The organism is Paenibacillus sp. GYB004, from assembly GCF_036577605.1.
Taxonomy (GTDB): domain Bacteria; phylum Bacillota; class Bacilli; order Paenibacillales; family NBRC-103111; genus Paenibacillus_AB; species Paenibacillus_AB oceani.
In genome coordinates this window covers 133439-154775 of record NZ_JARBDB010000002.1, presented here as the reverse complement: position 1 = coordinate 154775, position 21337 = coordinate 133439, and the positions used below count along the sequence as shown (strand labels likewise).

The 21337-nt window shown below is 55.6% G+C and carries 15 protein-coding genes; 4 read left to right on the top strand and 11 right to left on the bottom strand.

Features of this window, described 5'->3' with window-relative positions; all coding sequences use genetic code 11:
* Positions 1-27: 27 nt before the first annotated feature.
* Genes PV433_RS00730 through PV433_RS00720 form a run of 3 tightly spaced genes read left to right on the top strand, consistent with a single transcriptional unit; the run spans position 28 to position 4409 of the window.
* On the top strand, positions 28-927 hold the full coding sequence (locus tag PV433_RS00730; protein ID WP_190928808.1) for an ABC transporter permease: 900 nt from the start codon (positions 28-30) through the stop codon (positions 925-927).
* 52 nt (positions 928-979) lie between these two features.
* A complete protein-coding gene (locus PV433_RS00725) occupies positions 980-1849 on the top strand; it encodes a carbohydrate ABC transporter permease (protein WP_190928810.1) in 870 nt (289 codons plus the stop codon).
* A 16-nt stretch (positions 1850-1865) separates the two neighbouring features.
* The gene (locus PV433_RS00720) at positions 1866-4409 is read left to right on the top strand and encodes a hypothetical protein (RefSeq protein WP_332070306.1); all 2544 of its coding nucleotides are present in this window, start codon (positions 1866-1868) and stop codon (positions 4407-4409) included.
* Positions 4410-4467: 58 nt separating this feature from the next.
* Here the strand turns inward: PV433_RS00720 and PV433_RS00715 are convergent, their stop codons facing one another.
* The gene (locus PV433_RS00715; protein WP_332070305.1) at positions 4468-5637 is read right to left on the bottom strand and encodes an HD domain-containing phosphohydrolase; all 1170 of its coding nucleotides are present in this window, start codon (positions 5635-5637) and stop codon (positions 4468-4470) included.
* A 249-nt stretch (positions 5638-5886) separates the two neighbouring features.
* Here PV433_RS00715 and PV433_RS00710 point away from each other — a divergent pair, with 249 nt between their 5' ends.
* Complete coding sequence (locus PV433_RS00710; protein ID WP_332070304.1) at positions 5887-6726, top strand: DUF92 domain-containing protein; 840 nt, start codon at positions 5887-5889, stop codon at positions 6724-6726.
* 15 nt (positions 6727-6741) lie between these two features.
* Here PV433_RS00710 and PV433_RS00705 read toward each other — a convergent pair whose 3' ends face one another.
* The 10 genes from PV433_RS00705 to PV433_RS00660 all read right to left on the bottom strand — a co-directional run bounded on the left by PV433_RS00705 (position 6742) and on the right by PV433_RS00660 (position 21323).
* A complete protein-coding gene (locus PV433_RS00705) occupies positions 6742-7500 on the bottom strand; it encodes an HAD family hydrolase (protein WP_332070303.1) in 759 nt (252 codons plus the stop codon).
* A gap of 286 nt (positions 7501-7786) precedes the next feature.
* Positions 7787-9169, bottom strand: coding sequence for a sensor histidine kinase (locus PV433_RS00700; protein WP_332070302.1), 1383 nt, complete (start codon positions 9167-9169; stop codon positions 7787-7789).
* Positions 9166-9876, bottom strand: coding sequence for a response regulator transcription factor (locus PV433_RS00695; protein ID WP_190928829.1), 711 nt, complete (start codon positions 9874-9876; stop codon positions 9166-9168). Before PV433_RS00695 ends, PV433_RS00700 begins: the two co-directional genes overlap by 4 nt.
* A 291-nt stretch (positions 9877-10167) precedes the next feature.
* Positions 10168-11136: a carbohydrate ABC transporter permease gene (locus tag PV433_RS00690; RefSeq protein WP_190928831.1), complete on the bottom strand. Its 969-nt coding sequence runs from the start codon at positions 11134-11136 to the stop codon at positions 10168-10170.
* Between the two features lie 19 nt (positions 11137-11155).
* A complete protein-coding gene (locus tag PV433_RS00685) occupies positions 11156-12025 on the bottom strand; it encodes a carbohydrate ABC transporter permease (RefSeq protein ID WP_332070301.1) in 870 nt (289 codons plus the stop codon).
* Positions 12022-14280: a DUF5696 domain-containing protein gene (locus PV433_RS00680; protein WP_332070300.1), complete on the bottom strand. Its 2259-nt coding sequence runs from the start codon at positions 14278-14280 to the stop codon at positions 12022-12024. The genes PV433_RS00685 and PV433_RS00680 overlap by 4 nt, the downstream gene beginning before the upstream one ends.
* Positions 14277-16418, bottom strand: coding sequence for a YIP1 family protein (locus tag PV433_RS00675; RefSeq protein ID WP_332070299.1), 2142 nt, complete (start codon positions 16416-16418; stop codon positions 14277-14279). The genes PV433_RS00680 and PV433_RS00675 overlap by 4 nt, the downstream gene beginning before the upstream one ends.
* A gap of 27 nt (positions 16419-16445) precedes the next feature.
* Positions 16446-17360, bottom strand: a complete 915-nt coding sequence (locus tag PV433_RS00670) for a carbohydrate ABC transporter permease (RefSeq protein WP_332070298.1) — start codon at positions 17358-17360, stop codon at positions 16446-16448.
* Entirely contained in the window at positions 17360-18256 is an 897-nt protein-coding gene (locus PV433_RS00665; RefSeq protein ID WP_442951464.1) for a carbohydrate ABC transporter permease, read from the bottom strand. Before PV433_RS00665 ends, PV433_RS00670 begins: the two co-directional genes overlap by 1 nt.
* Before the next feature lie 61 nt (positions 18257-18317).
* The gene (locus tag PV433_RS00660; protein WP_332070297.1) at positions 18318-21323 is read right to left on the bottom strand and encodes an extracellular solute-binding protein; all 3006 of its coding nucleotides are present in this window, start codon (positions 21321-21323) and stop codon (positions 18318-18320) included.
* Between the last annotated feature and the right edge of the window lie 14 nt (positions 21324-21337).

Here is a 21337-nt window from a genome sequence, read left to right as displayed (position 1 = left end):
CGTCCCGGCTACTAACGGAGGGTACGCATGCTTAAGAAAATAACGTCACGCGACTCGCTGCTGCTATGGCTGATTGCGCTGCCCGGCATTTTGCATTTCGTCATATTCCGCTACGTTCCGATGTTCGGCAACGTCATCGCGTTTCAGGATTACAGCATTTTTTCCGGCATTTTGGACAGTCCTTGGGTAGGACTCAAGCATTTTACAAATATGTTCACGTATGCGGAGTTTTATCAAATATTGGGCAACACGATTATGCTCAGCCTGTATTCGATTATTTTCGGGTTTCCGGCTCCACTGGTGCTGGCGCTGCTGCTTAATGAAATCCGCAAGTCGTGGTTTAAGCGCCCGGTCCAGACTTTGCTGTATTTGCCGCACTTTTTGTCCTGGGTTATCGTTGGCAGCATTTTTATCAATCTGCTCAGCATGAACGGAATTATTAATACGGTGCTCGGCTGGTTCGGAATTCCCAACGTCGACTATTTGACTCAGCCCGAATATTTCCGGGGCATTCTCGTATCGATCAGCATCTGGAAGGAAATGGGCTGGGGGATGATCATATATTTGGCCGCGCTGTCGGGAATTAACCCGAGCTTGTACGAAGCGGCGATGGTGGACGGCGCGGGACGCTTCCGTCAGATGTGGTCGATCACGCTGCCTTCGCTGATGCCGGCGATCGTCGTCCTGTTTTTGCTCCGGATCGGCAACGTGCTTGATTCGAACGTCGAGCAAGTGCTGATTATGATTAACCCGCTCGTGAGGGATGTCGGGGAAGTCATCGATTCGTACGTCTACCGGGTAGGCTTGCTCGGCGCGCAATTCAGCTTGTCGACAGCGATCGGCATCTTCAAATCGATTGTCGGATTGCTGCTCGTAGTCGGCATGAACACGCTCAGCCGCAAGACGACCGGGGAAAGTATATATTAAGCGGCGGCGTCCTGCCGCAGTCTCGAATCCAGCTAAGGAGGGAATACGACCGATGCCTGTACACAAAAGGCTGGAATGGTTTCCGATCGTAAACGGAACGTTGTTCGTTCTGTTATGTATATCGATGATCGCCCCGATCGTGCATCTGCTTGCGGTCTCGTTAAGCTCGCCGATGTATGCCGACGCCAGGCTGGTCACGTTCTGGCCGAAAGGGTTTAACATCGAAGTGTACAAAACGATATTCGGCATGGATAACATTTGGAGGGCGATGGGAGTCAGCGTATATATTACCGTCGGCGGCACGCTGATGGCGCTGGCCTTCACTTCGACGCTCGCTTATTCGTTGTCTCGTCCGCAAATGAACGGAAGAAAATGGATACTTCGCGGAATCATCGTCACGTTCGTGTTCTCCGCTCCGCTCATTCCGAACTATCTGGTCATCCGCGCGCTCAGTATGGAGAATACGTTGTGGGCGCTTATGGTGCCGGGCGCTTTAAGCGCATTTTACGTGATCATTATGAAGACGTTTTTCCAGGGTATCTCCAGCGAGATGTTCGACGCGGCGAAAATCGACGGCTGCAGCGAGCTGGGGACGTTCGCGCGGATCGCCATCCCGATGTCGATGCCGGTAATCGCGACGGTCGCTTTGTTCGTGGCGGTCGGGCAGTGGAACAACTACTTTAGCGCGCTTATTTATATCCGCGACAAAGATCTGCTGCCGCTCCAGGTGCTGCTTCGCAATCTGGTTGTCGAGGAACAGGCGAACTCGATGACCCAGACGGCGGAAGTGGCGCTTACGATGACGCCGGAAATGATGAAAGCCGGCATTACGCTGGTGGCGACGGCGCCGATCCTGATCGTGTACCCGTTCCTGCAAAAATATTTCGTCAAGGGCGCGATGGTCGGCTCGTTGAAAGAATAGAGAGGAAGTGCCCGGGATGGACGGCACCTATCGGCAAACGGTGGACGGCGGCATCGACGTACCGCCGATTCTTCACGAAGCGGCCCGGCAAGACGGGCTCGCGCTGCAAGCATACCGGATGCTGCTCCGGTGGATTCCGTTCGCGGACAGCCATTACACCGAATGGGACCGGATGCCGAATTGCGGCTATTTCTTCGGAGGCTCGTACTGGTACGGCTTGGATACGGCGAGGACGATAACGGTCTATGCGGTCTTGTCGGTGATCGGACCGTTCGATGAGAAGGCGGCCGGCTGCACGCGCGAGCGGCTGATGGAGCGGGCGATTGCGGGAATCCGTTATCTCGCCTTTACGCATGACGCGGGACCGCCGGAACTGGTACGGGTAAAAGGGACGAATCCGTTTTGCAGCGAGAAGAAATGGGGGGGACGGGACGACAGCTACTTCATGGCGACCCAGACCGGCTACAGCGTATCGTCGCTGGCGATGGCGTCCTGGGTGCTGTGGGACCGGCTGGACGAGGAGACGCGGACGCTCGTCGGCAAGGTGGTGGAGCATTACGCCGACCGGTGGTGCGATATCGAGCCGCGGGACGGCGTCTATTACGACACCCAGGTGGAGGAGAATTCCTGGGTCGCTCAGGGCATCGCGGCTGCCGCCGATCTGTTTCCGGGTCATCCGAGAAACGCGCACTGGCGAAGCCGGTTCCGGAAATGGGCGGCCAACTCGCTGACGACGTTCCGCGACCGGTTTAACCTCGATTACCATCAGCACAATGACCGGTCGAAAGGAATCCCGCTGTCGTTTATCAACACTTCGACGCTGCACCCGGACTATACGACGGAAAATCACGGCTTCGTCCATCCGACTTATCTCGTGCTCGGTATTAACCAGCGGGCGACGCATGCGCTGTTCGCGCTGATGAGCGGCCGGCAGGCCGATCCGTTTGCCCTGATGAACAACGAGCCGTTGTACGACCGTACGATCAAAATGTGCTGTCAGGCAGACGGCTTCATGATCCCGGTTCAGGGTCAGGACTGGTGGTATAACCGCCAGCATGAGCTGCTGCTCACCCATGCGGTGTTGAATGTGATCCACGGCAACCCGGATGCAGCCAGGCTGGAGCGTCATGCGCTGGACCGGCTCGAGCAAATTCAGACGAGCAACGCGAACGGCTGCTTTCTCGAGGAGAACGGCGAAGCGTGCGTCATCCGTGAAGGGTATCAGACCGCCCGGGACTTCGAGAATTGGGCGGCGCAGGACGTGTTGTACGTCTACTTGCTTCATGCGTTCGGGGGAGCCGGAGCTGCGCCGAGCGATCGGGATGAGATGGGCCAGCGGCTGTCGGGCGTGTTTTCGTACCCTTACGGGGGCTTTGTCGTGCATCGGAGCGGGGATCAAAGCACGTTCAGCTCGTTCAGCTGGCGCAACGACGTCATGGGGGTAACGCTCGGGGAACCCGGCATATGGCTCACCGTACCTTCGCATGCCTCGATGACGGGCGTTATTCGACTGGACGGCCATACAGGCGCTCCGGGGCTTACGAACGAAGAGATCGTCCGGGATGCCGGGCACGTATGTCTCGATACGCGACGGGAAGGTTTCGGCGTCACGGCGCTGATCCGGCGCGGCGGAGGCGAGCTGGAGCAGGACGTCGCGTTCGTCTCGCTTCCGGACGGGCGGACGGTTTATGCGGAACGGCAGCGGGCCGTGCAGGACTGCTCGATCCGCGACAACCTGACGGGACTCGTCGGCGTCCGCAACGAAACGTACCAGGCCGTTCCGGAAAGCGCGGACGGCAGAAGAACGGTGCACCTGCCTGCGGAAAGTGTGACGTTCGCCGGTTTTTGCGGGGATGCCGATGATGAGGAGCGGTCGTTTGCGGACGTGGCTTACGTCAATTTGGACGGGAAGATTGGTTATGTGCTGTACGGGTCGAACGGCATTAAGTATGTGAACAAACACCGGTATCCGCGCTGGAAGGGCGTCGAGAATACGCTTATTCTAAACGACTCAGGGGCGAGGGAGCTGAAAGCGGGCGAAGCGCTGCCTGTCTTTGCGGTTATTACGCTGCCGAACCGGAATAACGAGCAGACGGCGGAGGAAGCGTCAAAGTCCGCGATGCTGTCGGCTCCGGACTCTTCATACGTGATCATCGAATGCGGCGGGGAAGCGGTCGCCTATGCGAACTTCGGCTTCGAGCGGGTCGTGGTGACCGGACGGAAGGAGCTGGCCGGCGAAAAAGAGATCCCGCTATACGAGGGGACGAACCGGGTGAGCGACGGCCGTGCGGAATGGGTGATGCCGGTTGAGGCGAGAAAAGCCGGTTATGCCGCAGCCGTACTGCGGATGAGCTGGGAGACGGCTGACGAAGCGGACGGTACGCCAGACGCACCCGATGCACGCAAATGCTCGCTGGATGCTATCGTAAGCGAGGACGGCGTCTATGTATTAAACAAGGGAGAACATCCGGTCACCGTCCGGCTGGCCGGAGCGAAGCCGGATACGAACCGTACGCTGGAGCTGGCGGCCGGCTCGTTTGCGGAATTGAAATTGTCTTAGCGTTGCGCCTCTTGCTCGGCCTGGTGCCGGGCAGGGGCGTTTTTTTGGTACCGCCGGATTACTCCGCATACTGCTCGCGTACGTTGAGAATTGCCGGAAGGTTAGCGAAGAAAGCGTCCACGACTTTCGGATCGAAATGTTGGCCGCGTTCTTGGCGGAGCAGCTCCAAAATCCGCTCCAGCTCCCAAGCCTTTTTGTACACCCGGTCGCTTCCGAGCGCGTCGAAGACGTCGGCGATGGCCGTGATGCGCCCGTAGAGATGGATCCCATCGCCCTTCAGGCCGTGCGGATAACCTCTGCCGTTCCATTTCTCGTGATGCTGCACGGCAACGATGGCCGCTGTTTTCAAAATACGCCGCTTCGAGTTTTTGAGCAGGTTATAGCCGATTTCCGTATGGGTCTTCATCAGCTCGAATTCGTCGTCGGTCAGCGGTCCGGGCTTGTGCAGAATCGAGTCCGGGATCGCGACCTTGCCGATGTCGTGCATAGGCGACGCCATCTTCAGCAGATCCGCTTCCTCCTGATCAAGGCCGAGCCCAAGCGCGAGGATGTACGAATATTCCGCTACCCGCTTCACGTGGTTGGCGGTTTCCTTCGAGCGGCTTTCGCCGATTTCGCCCATCGTGAAGATGATCTCCCGCTGCGTCTCTTCAATCTCCTGGACGAGCAGGGCAGATTCGATCGATTTTCCGGAATAAGAGGCGGCCAGGGACAGGTTGCGCAGATCCCGTTCGGAGAACGTGCCGGTTGGCGTCATTTTATTGACAGCCTGGTAACAGCCGATCACGGCCCCCTCGTTATTGCGAAACGGAATGACGAGCAGCGCTTTCGTGCGGTAGCCGGTCTGCTGGTCGGTTAACAGCGCTCCTTGCTCGAGCGCGTCCCGGAACGGTTCGTTCGTATAGGCGTCGTCGATAAAGATCGGTTCGCCGGTTGCGATCGAATGACCGGCAAGGCCCGCGCCGAGCGGGATGCGCAGCTCGGTTACGCCGTGGGCGACCTTGGACCACAGCTCGTTTCTCTGTTCATCGAGAAGCCACACCGTGCACCGGTCGGAGACGACGATTTGTTTGCCCATATCGGCCATCAGCATAAGCACGCGGTCGAGACTGCGCTCGTTGGCGATTTTACCGGTATAGTCCAGGATCACGGCGAGCAGCTCCTCCGGTTCCAGGTCCCTTCTCAGTTCAGGTGTATCGGGCGTATCAGAACGGGTCTTGTCATGCACCTAGCTCACCTCTTGGTATAGTACGAATTACTCATTATATTCCATGCGGCATGAAGATTTCCTGCAACGACAAGCGAAACGGATCGAGAAAAGTCGAATTCGGATTAGGATCGGGAAGGAGGACGGCCCGATTGGCCACGTTGTCAGAAGAGCCGGAGTGTGATAACTTGATTCGTAACACGACTGAGTGACAAGCCTGAATGAAGCTTGGTCCCGTCAGTTTAACGGATGGAAGGAGAACCGATTTCGATGGAATGGTTAGTCGGATTGGCAGGCAGTGTGCTTATTGCGGGAGCCGCGGGCAGGAAACGTTCGCTGTCCGGCTCGGGAGTCGCGGCAGCTGTCGTGCTGGGAACGGTCATGTACGGACTCGGCAGCGCGGTTTGGTTCGGCACGCTTATCGCTTTTTTTATCTCCTCCACCTTGTTGTCCAGATGGAAGAAGAAACGCAAGGAAGCCGCCGAAAGCGGATATGAGAAGTCGGGAAGGCGCGATGCCGGACAAGTGGCGGCGAACGGAGGTCTCGCATTGCTGCTGTGCGTCGGAGCGGTTGTATGGCCGCATCCTGTATGGTGGTTCGCCTTTCTGGGCGTGATGGCTTCGGTGAATGCCGATACGTGGGCAACGGAGATCGGGGGCTTGAGCCGGACGCCGCCAAGATCGATTTTGACCGGCAAGCGGGTAACGGCTGGCACGTCTGGAGGCGTATCCGCGCTTGGTCTCGCCGCATCGATGGCGGGCGGGTTATTCATCGGGCTGACCGCCTGGCTGCTGATGGAGGCGATTCCCGGGCAAATAGAGCCGTCCGGCACCGAATCCGGACTGGTCCGGCTGGCCTCGTGGGCGGTTCTCGGGCTGATCGGCGGCACGGCCGGCTCGCTCTGCGACTCGCTGCTCGGCGCGACGGTGCAGCTGATGTTCCGCTGCGGCGTATGCGGCCGCGAAGTGGAGCAGCGCCGCCACTGCGGGCGCCAGACGGAGCGGATTCGCGGCTTCTCCGGCTGGAACAACGACATCGTTAACGTCGCCGGCTCCGCCGCCGGAGGGCTCGTTACCGTTGCAGGCGCGCTGCTGCTCGGCTTGCTGTGACTCCGGGTCCGGGCGTTAAGCCGAAGCCTGCTGCATAATCCGGGCGATCGTGCGGCCTACGCCGGATTCGAGGTAGTGCGGGGCGATCATATTGGCCGCTTCCTTGACCTCGTCCGGCGCATTGCCCATGGCGACACCCATGCCGGCCCAGCGAAGCATCTCGATATCGTTGCGGTCGTCTCCGAATGCGACCACCTCTTCCGGGCGGATGCCGAGGCTGGCGCACAAGCTGTCGAGCGCGCTTGCCTTGCCGGTACCCTTCGGCTGAACGTCGATGTGCTGTGGTTCGCCCGGCAAGCCGTAGACGATCAGCTCGACGCGGTTGGTCGCTAGCAAGCGCTCATGGGCATCGTACAAGCTGCGGCGGTTTTCCGACGTAAGCAGCACCTTCAGCCAGCTGTAGTCCATCTGGGCGAGATGATGGCTCCGGTCGGAGTCGAACACCCCTTCCGCGCAATAAGCCCGGTATTGGACGTTATGTTGAAAAGCGAACAGGTGAACGGCTTCGACGTCTTTCCAGGGAAGCACGCAGCGGGAGATCAGACGTCCGTCGGCCGACCACGTTTCGCATCCGTTCGTTGTAATCATAGGCAGACGAAGATTCAAGCGTTCGACTACCGGAACCATCCGAAGCCGGTGGCGGCCGCTGACCAGAACGACGGTAATGCCGGAAGACTGTGCCTTCCGGACCCATTCCGCATTTTCCTCCGAAATCGCTCCGCTCCGATCAAGCAGTGTGCCGTCCAAATCCAGTGCAATCATCTTCCAAGTCATTCTGCAACAACCTCCTTGTATAAGTCTCTACGCATTGTGTCATCTAATATAACACATATCTAGCATTCCTACAATGACATTAGATAATATTAACAATTCATGCGACAATATGTTATGAAAAATGACATTTTATCTGGAGTAACGTGTTTCTTGTCGATTTCTATCCTCGCAATTCTAACAGGAACCTGCCAAAAAGCCGCCTCGGCCAGGTTAGCGGAACCTGAGAGTGCGGCTTTGTTCAAGAGCAGGGAAGAGTTCGCCGGCCTGAACCGGCGGTCGCGCGAGCTTACGCCTGCTCCCCCATATAAGGCGCAAACGTGCTTGGCAGCATGATGGTGAATCGCGAGCCGACGCCCAGCTCGCTCGTCGCTTCGATCGTTCCGTTATGCGCTTCGGCCAGCGCCTTGGCGATACTGAGACCGAGACCGACGCCGCCGCTGAAGCGGGAGCGGGACTTGTCCGCCCGGTACAGCCGGTTGAATATATAGGGCAGGTCCTGTTCGCTTACGCCGATGCCGTTGTCTTCGACAACGATTAACGTACGGTCGACGCTCCACGAGACGGCGATCAGCACTTTGCCGCCCTCCGACGTATACTTGATCGCATTGGATACGATGTTGGACAACACCTGAACGATCTTGTCCTTGTCCACCTCGGCGTAGCAGGGAACATAGGCCGGTTCGAAAATCAGCTTAATTCGTTTGCTGCGGGCGAGCGGCAAAAAGTTGGAGTAAACCGTTCGGGCGAGCTCGACCATGTTCGTCCGGCGGACGTACAGCGAGAAGCGGGCGCTTTCCGCTTCGGAGAGCCGCTCCAGATCGTTAACAAGGCGGGACAGCCGGATCAGCTCGTCATAGATGTCCTGGAGCCGGTGAGGCTCCGGATCGTATACGCCGTCCACGATCGCTTCGATTTGCGTAAGCAGAGTAGTGAGCGGCGTCCGCAGCTCATGCGTCAAATCTTCCATCAGAGCGTGGCGCCAGTCTTCCTGCTTCTTCAGCTCCTTGGTCATCTCGTGCAGCGTGACGGCTAGTCTGCGCACTTCCTCCGGGCCTTTGAGCGGAAGGGAGACGTCGCGTTTGCCTTTTCCGATCTCGTTGGCCATCCGGTATACGTCGTTCAGCCGTTTGGTCAACCCGCGCGCGATAAAAAAGCTGAGCAGGACGGAAGCCGCAACGACGCCGATCAGCAGCAGCTTGGAGCGGAACGAAATCGATTTCATAAATTCCGCATAAGCGGGCTCCAGCTCGCTGCTGCTTAATATATATTCCATCCGCAGATAGCCTTGCACTTTACCGTTAGCGGTATAGGGCGATTCGATCGATTTGCTGGACACCGGGATATTCGCCTTGACATACGTATCGAACCAGACTTCTTTGCGGTCCGCACTTTCGAAACGAAGCAGGATGCCGTACAAGGCGGATCGGCGCTGCAGCCATAACCGCTGCTCGTTCGTCAGAGGACCGCTGATAATGCCGTATCCCCGCATGTCGTCCATGACGAGATAGCTGTTCTTATCGATCTGCATCGATTGAAATCGCATGAACAAATTTTGCCAATTCGTATTGTTGACGAACGAGATGAGAAACACGATGCCGATCGAATAAATCAGGAAGCTGCAAAACAAAATAAAGCTCATTTTGCGGAAGGTCGGAAATAGTTTTCTCATGTCTCGGGATCATCCGGCTGCATCGAAAATTTGTATCCCGAGCCTACGACGGTGACGACATACAGAGGGTTCGAAGGGTCGCGTTCGATTTTTTTGCGCAAATTTTTGACATGCGCGTCGATCGCCCGTCCGTCTCCTTGAAAGCGATATCCTTGGACGGTATATGAAAGATCGGAGCGGCTGAATACTTTGCCCGGCTTGCGGATGAGCACGGACAGCAGCTTGAATTCGGTAGCTGTCAGTTGAACGAGCCTCCCGTCCGTAATCACCTCACGGGTATCGGTGTCGACGATCAGCTTGCCGCCGTTGAAATGGACGACCTTCTCCTCGTCGGACGCCCGCTTGACCGGGGCGATGCGGCGGAACAAAGCGTGGATGCGGGCGATCAGCTCCTTCGCCCGGAACGGTTTGACGATATAATCGTCGGCCCCCAGGTTCAGTCCGTTTATCGTATCGATTTCACGAGATTTGGAGGTCAGCATAATGATCGGGACGTTCGATTTCTCGCGAATGCGGGAGCATACCTGCTCGCCGGGCATTCCTTCCAGCATCAGATCGAGAATGATCAGGTCGTGCTGGACGTAATCGAACTTCTGAACCGCTTCGATTCCGTTCGAGGTGTAGTCGGTTTGCCATCCTTCTTTCTCCAAGTAGGCGATAAGCACGTCGCGGATTTTGGGTTCGTCTTCGACAATCAATATATGCAACGGGCATCCCCTCCTAATGTTCTCTTAAAGAGGTTGTTCAAAAAGTCCACTTTTGATCACGAAGCCGATCCGAAAGCCTTCTCGACATCGAATACGGAATTCAGCCGGAACTTCCGGTGCTCACGTAGCTTTCACTACGCTCCGCTCCTCATTTCCTAGCTTCATCCCATCTTCTCGGTGCTGAAAACCGGACTTTTTGAACTCGCACTTAAAAAAAGAATTCCACGGCAGGAGTTGAAAATCCTGCCGCGGAAATCGATTTGGCCAAGCGATTGTGCCGGCCGGGTCTGACTATTCAACCAAACCTGTACGCTCAACGCCTTCAACGAACCAGCGCTGTGTGAACATGTACAGGATCAGCGGAGGCAGGATGACGAGGAAGGCCGTCGCCATCTTGAGCGGTTCGTCGAAGATCGACGGTCCGAACTCTTTCGCCTGCTGATCCAGCACGGCTGCGATTTGCGAGATGCCCATCGACAGCGGGAGCTCCTTCACGCCGTTCAAGTACATGCTCGGCAAGTAGTAGTCGTTCCAAGTCCACACGAAGGAGAACAGGAAGACGACGAGAATAGCCGGTTTTGCCAACGGAAGCATAACTCTGAAGAAAATTTTAAAGACGTTGGCGCCGTCGATTTTCGCCGCTTCCTCAAGCTCTTTAGGCTGTGTGGAGAAAAACTGGCGATAGATGATGACGAACAAGGCGCCTTTGAGACCGTGCCCGAACAAAGCGGGCAGAAGGATCGGGTAGTACGTCTTCATCAGTCCCAATTGGCTCGCAGCGATCAGGTTCGGCAGAATGACGACCTGAGTCGGTACGATAAACGTCAAGATGAGGCAGAAAAACCAAAACTTCTTAAACGGAAACTCGAGCCGGGCGAAGGCGTATCCGGCTACCGCACACGATACCGTCTGGAGGATCGATACGGTAAGCGACATGATCATACTTACCGAGAAGGCGGTCGGATACTTCAGCTTCACCCAGGCGTCCTGCAGGACGCCGGTGTAGATCGCTCTCGGCACCCAGCTGACCGAAGGGTCGAGCAGGTCGGCCGAGTTTTTGACCATCGTGGCGATCATGAACAAAATCGGGTTTAAATAAATATAAGCGACGTCGATCAGGATCAAATACAGAAATATTCGGAAAATGAGGCCCTTGTCCGCCTCTTTACCAAGCACCACATAACGGGTCTTGGTAAGTCCGGCTCTCCAGTTCAGTCCCTCGTAGCGTCTTTCCTTGAAAGCCGCCAACAGTTTGGTCATCGTAGGTCTCCTTTCTCCGTCAACGGGCCATGCCCGCCGCTTTGTTCACTTTATTGAAAATACCCAGTATGATACCGAGGAAGACCAGAATGATAACGAAGTAGATCCATGCCAGCGCGCTGGACTGACCGTAGTTGGAAGTGGAGATCTGGGTCAGGATCGGGTTCGTCGGGAACGTGAACAAGTCGACGGTCGTGTAGATCAGATTGAGCAAAATGAACGGGGTCATGCCTGGCAGCGTAATTTTCCAGAACACTTCCCAAGGCGATGCGCCGTCGATCCGCGCCGCTTCATAAACCGAGCTGCCGATCGTCTGGCGTCCGGCGAGGAAGATCAGAATCTGTACGCCGGAGTACCAGAGAATCAGGACGAACGAGCCCATAACGGCTACGATCGGTCCGGCCCAAGCGCCCGACAAGTTCTGCTGGACGAGAGAGGCGATGTTGTAACGTTCGAGGAAGCCGATGTCGCCTTCCCCTTGCGTCATAAACTCCCGTACGACCTGCCCGGTCGTAAAGATGACGGGCAGGAAGAAGATCGAACGGAAGATCGATCTTCCCGGGAACTTCTGATTCAGCATGATCGCGATGAGCAGCGAGAAGACGAGAATGATCGGGATCATGATGAGCGCTTGCCGTAAAAACGGGAACAGTGAGTTATACAAGATTGCGCCGTTCTCGAGCAGGATGTATTTGTAATGCTTCAGCCCGACGGGAACGATCTCGATCCCGGTACCCAGGATACGGACTTGATGGAAGCTCATGTAGAGCGAGTAGCCGAGAGGGAACGCCATAAAGGCAAAAAATCCGAGTATCCATGGTGCAATAAATAACGAGCCTTCAATCTTGCGGATATGATTGGCCGCTAATCGTTTCTTTTTGACTGTCATGGCGTGGTCCCTCCTTTCACGATCAAGTAGTCGAGCGGCTGAACGGTAATGCTGCCGTTGCGGTACGTTTGAGTGCCGTAGTTAACGATGATCCGCTTGCCGCCGGCATAAGTCGTTTCTTTCACTTCCGGCGCCAGTTCGCGGTGATTAATGATGAACTTGTCTTGCACGTCGCCGAGCGCTTCGTTTACTTTCTGATATTCCTTCACCGCTTCCGCCTCCCAGTCGCGGTAATCCGGGCTGTACGGGTGAAGGTCGGTGTTGGCGTATTTGAACTGTTCGGCGTTCTCGTACAGGAACATGAACGACGGTGCCGAGCCGTATTCCAGATCGCGCAGGAACTGCTTCTGGTATTCGTCGCGGTTGTTGGCCGCGAACGACGTATAGGAGACAAGTCCGTGCAGCGAGATTTGAGCGAACGGGATTGCCGTATCCGAGAACGAGTCGAACGAATAGTCGTCGGACAAACCGTCGATCGCGCTGACGTACGGAACCGCGAAAAAGTTCGTGTGATTCGCGAACGGAGTGTTCGCACCGCGCACGTCGAGACCGCCGTCGCGGAATTTTTTCAGATACGATTGCTGCAGCTTGCGGTTTTCTTCCCGGCTCGCCGGATAGTTCGTGTTGAAGTCGCTGAATACGTCGGCTCCGAGCCCTTCCGCGGTAATGCCGGTTGCTCCGAGATCTTTGATGTACGTGATCTCGCGGTCTAATAGCGAACCGAGGAAGCCCATGCTGACCAGCCGTCCCATCACCGTACCGCCGAGGTCGCGCAATCCGTGACGGTTCCGGTTGAACTTGCCGGCATCCGTGTTATTGAACGCGTAGTTCGTATTCAGGTAAACCGGAATGTCGAGCGTCCGGGCGTACTGGGTGAACTGCTTCATCCCTTCGACGCCGCCGAGCCGCTTGTCGACCCGCAGCGGTGCGCCCAGGGCGTTGTAGCCGTCTTCCTGCCAGCCCAAGTAGTTGACGACCATATTGTCGAGCCCGAGCCCGTACAGCCGCTGGACCATCTTCATAGCGTCCGAGGTGGACGTCGTCTTCAAGTAGCGGTCCGTGATCAGTCCGTCTTCCTGCACAGCGCCGATAATGTTGACGAGCATCGGCATTTTGTTGCTTTTCGGCGTAATCGTCTTCAAGTCGTGCGTCTTGATCAAATATTCGCGGTAACGTTCCGCCATGCCGACATAGTTGGCTTTCGGCTTATCCAGAAGCACGTAGCGGACGGCACGGTCGCCTCCGAAGCGTTCGTCCTTGTTGTAAGTCGTAAAGGAACGGTTTTTGGCTTCGTTCGTTACTTGCCGATACGTGGAACGGTAGTTTTGCTGACCGGTGATCCAGTTGTATCCGCTGAATACGCCCGATGGAGATCCGACGATCTCGACTTGCTCGGCGCCGTCCTCGACGATCGCGAGGTAAGCACGGTCTTGCGATTTGGCACCATATACGGGCATAACGACCTGATTGCGGGAGTTAGGCTCGCTGTTTACTTTAAACGACAAGTCTTGGCCGTAAATCGGCTCCTGGTAGATCCGGTTGACGTTCGTGCTGTTCGGATCGTAAGGAATCAGGGCGCCCGAGCCGTCCGGTACGAACAAGTAGCCGTCCTGGCCTTCGGAACGCTCCGCTCCGAAGAACGGGTACAGTCTGACCCAAATCAGGCTGAGCTTGCCTTCCTTGACGCCGGAATCGATGATTTTGGTGACGACGGAATCGCCGTCCACTTTTACTTCGATCGGTATCGTAATTTCCTTCGACGGCATGTCGAACGTTAAGCGGAAGCCGCCGTCGATTGTAGCGATGTCCTTGATCTCTCCGCGCTCTTCCAGCAGGTTGGACTCTTTCGGCTGGGACAGCTTGCCGGACAGATCGATGTAACGGAACATGACGGGGGAGCGAAGATGCACCCGCCACTGGCCTTCCTGCGTTTCGTTGGCCCATTGATCCGGGCTCGGATAAGACCGCCATACGTTGCCGTTGCGCTTGTCGACTACGGCGAAATGTCCCGACGCCGCATCCATTTTCAGCTCCAGCTGAGGAGTCTGGGCAACCGTCTTCATATTGGCGTCGTTCGGCAGCTCGGCCGGTCCCTTGTCGACCTTCACGGCTCCTGGAGCCGCTACGGCGGCCGCTTCGGCCGCCTGTCTGCCTAGCGTACCCGTATCGAGACGGGTCAGGACGAAGATGGCGAGCGCCACGACTAGTACGATAATGACCCAAGCCGTTACCGGTATGCGTTTGATAACCGTCACCGCAGCCTCACCTCCTGGTAAACTTCATACACGAAGTCCTTCAGATCGCTGCTGAGGCCCAAGATAACGAGCAGGAGCACGGTAAGGATGAGGAACGCCAGGATGGACAACACCAGGTTGACGATCGTTTCTCCGACCGAGTAGTTTTGCAGCGACTGGACTTTCCAGAAAAACATAAGTCCTGCCCACAGATACATCATGTTAAGAATAAAATCGTAAATCGCCAGCTCGGAATTCGTCATAATATTCGAAATGATCGCAATCGGGATTCCGACCAGGATGACCGGCATCAGCGCGTAGGCGCTGCCGACGAAGACGTCCTTGAAGCGGCCTTCACCGCGATAAATCGAGCTGACCAGGTAGTTCGAGACGACCCAGCCGATCCAGATCAGCGCAAACTGCAAAAAGTGCGAGAGCACGTTGAACCGGTTCAGGTCGGTCATGTTAAACGAAAAGCTGGTGTACAGCCGCATAATGACCAGAGATGCGTAAGCGCACGCCAGAACGGCAAGCGCGCTCCAGTATCCGCCTTTGTTCTCGTAGCGGAGAGCAGTGAAGCCGTCGATCGGATGCTTCAGCAGGTAGAACATATGCCGGAACTGGACGGCGGCCGAATTTTGCGACCGTTTGCGGTTTTTCCAGGCATTCCGCCACTTGGTTTTACGGGTCAGCCGTTCAAATAAGGCAAGACCGATTACAAGAACAAGCACGATGGAAGCCATCAGCGAGAAGTTTTTCTGGAACCATTGAAGCCGGATTTGCCAGAACGCGTTGGAAAATCCTTTGTGGTCTTCGGCGCGTTTGAACAAATCGCGGGCTTCCTCGTAATTGCCCTGTTTGTAGGCGGCTTTTGCGAGACCGAGCATGGCCGGCGAGAAGTTGGCGTTCAGGCGCAGCACTTCGCGCCATGGACCTTCGCTCTCTTCGTAACGGCCGGCAAGCGTCAGCTTGTTCGCCTCGTTCACTTTCATGCCGAATTCCGACAGTCTGAAAATTTGGACGACGCCTTCCTGGCCGTCGAGCAAATACAAGTCGTTACGCGAGCTGGCGTCGACGGCGACCGGATTTTTCATCAGGCCGAGCTGAGTCGTGTTCGCCGAGGAAGGGCCTGCCCAGAAGAACAACAGGTTTCCGTTCGCGTCGTACTGGTTAATATATTTGTACGAAGAGTCGATCGCCGTAATGTTGCCGTTGGAATCGACGGCAAGGTCGATCAGCTGTGGCGTCACTTGTCCGCCGGTAGCGAACCGGATATCCATTCTCCGGACTTCGCCGTATACGTCCGTATCGGTCTTGAGCAGGTTCATGCCCCGGATGCTCAGCTTTTTGATCTGATTTTTCTTGATGCCTTGCCCCGCCGTAGTCGTGTACATGAACCCGTCGTTATCCACGGCGACGCTGCTGATCGCGCCTGGCAGCTTGCTGATTTCGTTCGCGTACATTTCCTTCGTGTAGAGCAGGCGTTTTACCGCATCCAGCGGAGAGAACACCGTGGCGTTGGCTCCGTAGAAGCTTTGGAATTTGCCTTCCGGATCGAGCTGCAGCAGACCTTGGTAGCCGCCGAGTACGGCGATGTACAGAAATCCGCGCTTGTCGACGACGAGCCTTGTCGGATCGTACTTGAACGCTTCCGGAATGAACTTGGAGTCCGGTCTGCCGTATTCTTTGGTAGATCCGTCCTTGTTAATGCGGATGACCCGCTTGTTGCCGGTGTCGGCGATGTAGATGATGCCGTCATCCGTAACGAAGACGCCTTCGGGTTTATTCAGCGGCTTGCCTTCAACAGTAGCTTCGATGTAACGAATCCATTTGCCGTTGGAATCGAATTGGACGATCCGGTTATTCCCGGTATCAGCTACATAGATGTTATCGCTTTTATCGATAAAAATATCTTTCGGGTTTTGCAGCGGCGAAGCTTTTTCAGTTCCCGGTTTGTCTTTATCCGGCACGGTTAAATCTTTGCCGAATATTCCGACCGGAGTATACGCCGGCTGCGTCCAGATCAGGCGTCCTTGCTTCTCCTTGGAGTTCGTCCAGTACGGCACTTCCGCAAATGCGGTCATCGGCATCACCGCGACGGCAACAGCCAAAGTCAGGACGAGAAGCATCAGGATCCGCCGGCTTTTATTCAGGTTCATGGTCAGACCTCCGAATCAGTCTAGTCCTTATTTAATGCCGGAATGTGCCATCGTGGCGATGACTTTCCGCTGGTAGAACAAGAAGAACAGCAGGTTAGGCAGGAAGAGGACGAGTGTAGCCGCCGCTGCCGCGCCTTGTCTTGCTACTGCGTTCGCCGCTCCGCCAAGAATCGTCTGGAGGAAAAACGGGAACGTCTTCATCGCTTCGTCCTGCATGAACAAGCGGGACGGTTCGATATTGATCCAAGCGCCTTGGAACGTCAGGATCGACACCGTAGCGACGGCTGGCATAATCATCGGAATGACGATTTTATAAAATACGGTCCATTCGCGGGCGCCGTCCATCTTGGCCGCCTCCAGCAGTTCGTTCGGCACCTGATCGACGAACTGTTTCATCAGGAACACGCTGACCGGGGCTGCCAAATAAGGAAGCAGATGGCCCAAATAGTTGTTCATGATGCCCAGTTTCGATACGACGAGGTAACGCGGAATCCCTACGGTCTCGCTCGCGAACATCAGTGTCAGAATGATCGTCGCGAACAAGAAGTTACTCCCGGGAAACTTGTGCTTTGACAGCGGGTAAGCGCACAGGGCGCTTACAATGACGACGCCGATTACGGTGAGCGTAGTCGCTACGATACTGTTGAACAAATACCGGGTAACCGGTACTACGGAGTTGCTTGACAGGGTGAACAATTCGATAAAGTTTTGCAAGGTCGGCTCCGCCACATAGATGCGCGGCGGATAAATAAACAGCTCATGGAACGGCTTCAAAGAATGCGCGAATATAAATACCAGCGGGATGAGCATAAAGATCGCAAGCAGCGTTAAGATCGCAATCAGCACTTTTTGAAAGCCGTCGATCTTATTCAGCCTGTTTTTTCTTTTGAGCCGCATCGATGTCCAGATTCGCTTTACCGGGTTGGTGGCGCTAGCAGCCATTACTCATCACCTCGACTTCCAAATAGCCTATGACTGAGCTTGTTCGCCAAGTACATCATGATCAGCAGGAATACCGAGATAGCCGAAGCGTAACCCAACTCGAAGCGGATATCGCCGTAGTCCTGAATATGGCTCATCAGAACGTGCCCCGCATATTGCGGTGTCGGGATGGTACCGGACAACGTCGCTCCGATCTCCCCGGCCTTAAACGTACCGACGATCGCCATAACGGCGCTGAATAACATCTGCGGCTTCATGGACGGAATCGTAATATACCAGATTTCCTGAAGCCTGCTCTTGATGCCGTCGATGCGTCCGGCTTCGTACAGCTCTTTGTTGACGTTCAGAATACCTGCAAGCTGGGCCAGGAAGCCGATGCCCATACTGGCCCATAACGTAACGACGACCATGGAGCCCATCAAATATTTGACGTCGGTAACCCAGAGGACCGGTTTGTCGATCAGGCCCAATTGAAGAAGAATACTGTTCAAGTAGCCGATCCGGTCGCCGTTCAGCAGCGGGAGCCATACGGCGGCCAGCGCCGGACCTGCGACGAGCGAAGGGCTGTAAATGATCAGCGCGTACACGTTTCGCGAGAAGCTCGGCAGCTGCGAGATCAGCCAGGCGAGTATGAAGGAGGCGATGTAGCCTCCCGGCCCAACGAGAATCGCGAACTTGATCGTGTTCGGCAGTGCGTGCTTCAGGAAGATCAAATCCTGTGACAGCAAGTACAGGAAGTTCTGCCAGCCGACGAACCGGGGCGGCTGGAGTCCGTTGAAATACGTAAAGCTCAGCAGGACCGCCACGATGATCGGAATCAAAATAAACAGCGTAAAGCAAATGACGAACGGTGCGATAAACAGATAAGACAACCGGTACGACCAGATCAGCTTCATATAGTTTTTCAGCCGTGTTCCTAGTGCCGGTTTGTTGTTCAGGGGCACCGAAACACCGGTTTTACTTGTTAACAAATCGGTCAACCCCTTCCCACGGTTTGGTTACTTGAGGCAGGTCCAGCGTATGCAGCACAGTACCGTCAGGCGAGACGAAGCCAAACTCCTGTTCCTTCCGGACCATCTCGCGGTCGATATTGACGACGGCTTCCTCCAGCGATTCGCGGTAGTTCATCCCGTCGACGACCGTCCGGTTCCAAGCGTTGTTCAGCTCCCGCGCTACGAAGTAGGCGCCTGGCGGGTTCGCCATTTCCTTGTACCATCTCCACTGCTCGAGGATGACGTTGCGGTCTTCTCTCGACCATGGAAGCCTTGTGAACGCTTCGACATTAGCGGTCGCCCAGCGGAAGGTGATGCCGTTGAACGACTCGAGATCCATGCCGTACCGCTCTTGCGTATCGGCCGAAAGCAGCCATTTCATATATTCCCATGCATCTTCTTTTTTCTGCGAGTTTTTGTACATAAACGCCGTCGTTTGACCGCCGGAGGACCAGCGTGCGACCGTGCCGTCCGGCTGTTTGATGCCCGGCAGCGGAGCGATTCCCCACCATCCGGTCAGCTCGGGAGCTGCTACGGCCAGCTGGATGTAAGTCGTATAGTCGGCCACCCCGATCGGCATGTAGCCTTTACGGAAATGCTGATAGAAGTTCGGAACGCTCTTCTCCAGATCGTAAATGTTAAACAGATCGGTCCATTGCTTGAAGCCTTTGAACGCTTCCGGCGTGCTCAGTGCCGTTTGCATGCCGTCCTTGGTGAAGAAGTCGGCGCTGTTCTGATAGATGAACGTAATGAAGTCGCCTGTCGGCACGTAGAAATTGTAGCCGCTTTGCTGCAGCGTCGGCAGCATCTCGTACACTTCATCCCACGTATCCGGAATTTTCAGGCCGAGCTGCTCCATAATGTCTTTCCGGTAGAACATGACTTTAAATTGCTGGGTTTCCGGCAGAGCGTAATATCCTTTGTTATAGAAGAAAGGCATTAGCGCACCGGGTGCAAACTCGTTCTTGACCTTCTCGAAATCCGGGAATTCGCTCAAATCCTGCAGTGCTCCCCGCATCGCGAAGTCGATCGATTTGTCCTGAGGCTGCCCGAGCACGAGGTCGGGAGTGATGCCTGCGGCGTTTGCGTAGATCAGCAGGTTTTCGTCGGCAAGCAGGTTGACCTTGACGCGTACACCGGTCTGCGGGGTGTACAGCTCGTCGCTCAGTTCCTGCAGCAGGTTGACGAAGTCGCGTCCGCGCGCTACCCATACGTTAAGCGCATCCGGATCGATGTCGGTAATGTCTTCTTTCTTAATGAAGGATAAGAAGAAGTTAACGATGGTCGCTTTCGATTTCTCGAAAAAGTTCGCTTCCATCTTCGGCATAGCCGTTCCGGTCGGCACGATATAAAATTGATCGAGCTGGAGCGGCGATTTGATCAGCGTTTCACGAAGTCCGCCGATTTTTTCCTGGAGGCTTGCGATCGAATCCATATGGTACGGAATCTCGTTCGGATAGCGCAAGTAGCTGTCCAAGTCCCGCTGTACGCTCTGGATCGTCTGATACACGTTGTCCGGCTTGCCGTTCGCTTTCAGCTGCTCGTCAGCCATAATGACCAGCCGCTCGCGCACCGCTCTCAGCTTCTCCGGCAATTCGGGAAATTCTTCCTCGATTTTCCATGTCCGGTTAACGTCTACGACGGCACCTGTCAACGCTTTAAGTTCCGCTGTCACTTCGCGAAGCAGGTTGGTCGTTTCTTCGGATTGAATGATAACGGTTTGGAAAGGCGACGACGTTGCGATCATCGTAATGGTGTGCTTGCCTTTCTCAAAATAAAACTCGAACGGATTGCCCGCTTCGTCGGAAAGCGTTATCCCTTTCCATTTGTTCACGTACGGGAATTTGTATTCCAGCAGCTCGCGGAACGGAACTTTGCCGTCGATCATAATCGTCCGGTAAGCGGCCATGTTGGTCAGCGTATTTTGCAGAGCGCGCATGGCGATTTTGTAACGTCCGCTTTCGGGTGCTTCGAACGTCCAGGAGACGGTCTGGCCGCCGGTCTGCCAGCGGGCGCCCCCGACGGTATTAAATCTTTCATTCCCTTGGGACAGAGGAACGGAAAGCGGGTCCTTATTAACGACCATTTGGATGGCGACGTCGTTTTTAGTACCCATTTCTTCCGCCTGGAAATTCACGATATTGCCGGAAGAAGCTTGAGTTGCCGGCAGCTGCGCGGCGTATTGCTTGTAATCGACGAATTGCTGCGGAGGGGTGATCCCGATCGAGCCGATCGCGATCGGTTCGCTGCCTGCAAGCCGGATCGTATGCTCGCCTGCCGACAGATAAAACTTCAATGGTTCGCTGTACGAGTTAATCGAATCCCGGAACGGTTCGTCTAGCCATTGGTTAATGGATACGGACCTTGGCCGGATGTCGTCGTTCTTGAAATCCACCTTGGCGGGAAGTTCGTCCTTGAACAATCTGCGGAAGACGATCGCTCTGGCTTCCCGGTACGGGAACTGTCCATCGACGGTGACGGCCAGCTGTACCGGTCTCCGGTTCAACGAGCTGGTATTGTTCGGATCGTACGGATAATATTGCAGATTCATCTGATACAGTCCGGCTTTATCGACGCGAACCCGGTATTCGACCCAGTTGTCGCGTTCGCTCTTCCAGAGCAGCACGTTGTCTTTGCCTTGATACGATCCGCTCTGTGCCTGCTTGAACTCCGACTGGTTGGAAATGTCTGCGCCGTTGATCTTATAGGAGCCGCTTCCGGGTGCATAACCTTTCGTTGTCCAATCGGCCAGCGTCTGGGCGAAATAGGGCTCGAATTTGCCGAACATGCTCGACGTGGTTAAGTCGGCAGCCTTGGCGGATGTCGCCGGGTTCGGGGTTTTCGTTGCGGCCGTATCGGCGAATGCCGACTGCAAAGGCGAAGGACCGACGAAAGTTGGACCGAGAAGGACAGACACCGCGAGGACGACGGCTACGACCGCCCGCTTATTTTTGGTACGGGTACGTTGCAAGGGTAGATCCTCCT

What these genes read in the sequence shown, in the direction of transcription:
- PV433_RS00730 (WP_190928808.1), top strand. Translation starts at nt 28, where the DNA reads ATGCTTAAGAAAATAACGTCACGCGACTCGCTGCTGCTATGGCTGATT.
- PV433_RS00725 (WP_190928810.1), top strand. Translation starts at nt 980, where the DNA reads ATGCCTGTACACAAAAGGCTGGAATGGTTTCCGATCGTAAACGGAACG.
- PV433_RS00720 (WP_332070306.1), top strand. Translation starts at nt 1,866, where the DNA reads ATGGACGGCACCTATCGGCAAACGGTGGACGGCGGCATCGACGTACCG.
- PV433_RS00710 (WP_332070304.1), top strand. Translation starts at nt 5,887, where the DNA reads ATGGAATGGTTAGTCGGATTGGCAGGCAGTGTGCTTATTGCGGGAGCC.
- PV433_RS00705 (WP_332070303.1), bottom strand. Translation starts at nt 7,500, where the DNA reads ATGACTTGGAAGATGATTGCACTGGATTTGGACGGCACACTGCTTGAT.
- PV433_RS00700 (WP_332070302.1), bottom strand. Translation starts at nt 9,169, where the DNA reads ATGAGAAAACTATTTCCGACCTTCCGCAAAATGAGCTTTATTTTGTTT.
- PV433_RS00690 (WP_190928831.1), bottom strand. Translation starts at nt 11,136, where the DNA reads ATGACCAAACTGTTGGCGGCTTTCAAGGAAAGACGCTACGAGGGACTG.
- PV433_RS00685 (WP_332070301.1), bottom strand. Translation starts at nt 12,025, where the DNA reads ATGACAGTCAAAAAGAAACGATTAGCGGCCAATCATATCCGCAAGATT.
- PV433_RS00675 (WP_332070299.1), bottom strand. Translation starts at nt 16,418, where the DNA reads ATGAACCTGAATAAAAGCCGGCGGATCCTGATGCTTCTCGTCCTGACT.
- PV433_RS00670 (WP_332070298.1), bottom strand. Translation starts at nt 17,360, where the DNA reads ATGGCTGCTAGCGCCACCAACCCGGTAAAGCGAATCTGGACATCGATG.
- PV433_RS00665 (WP_442951464.1), bottom strand. Translation starts at nt 18,256, where the DNA reads ATGAAGCTGATCTGGTCGTACCGGTTGTCTTATCTGTTTATCGCACCG.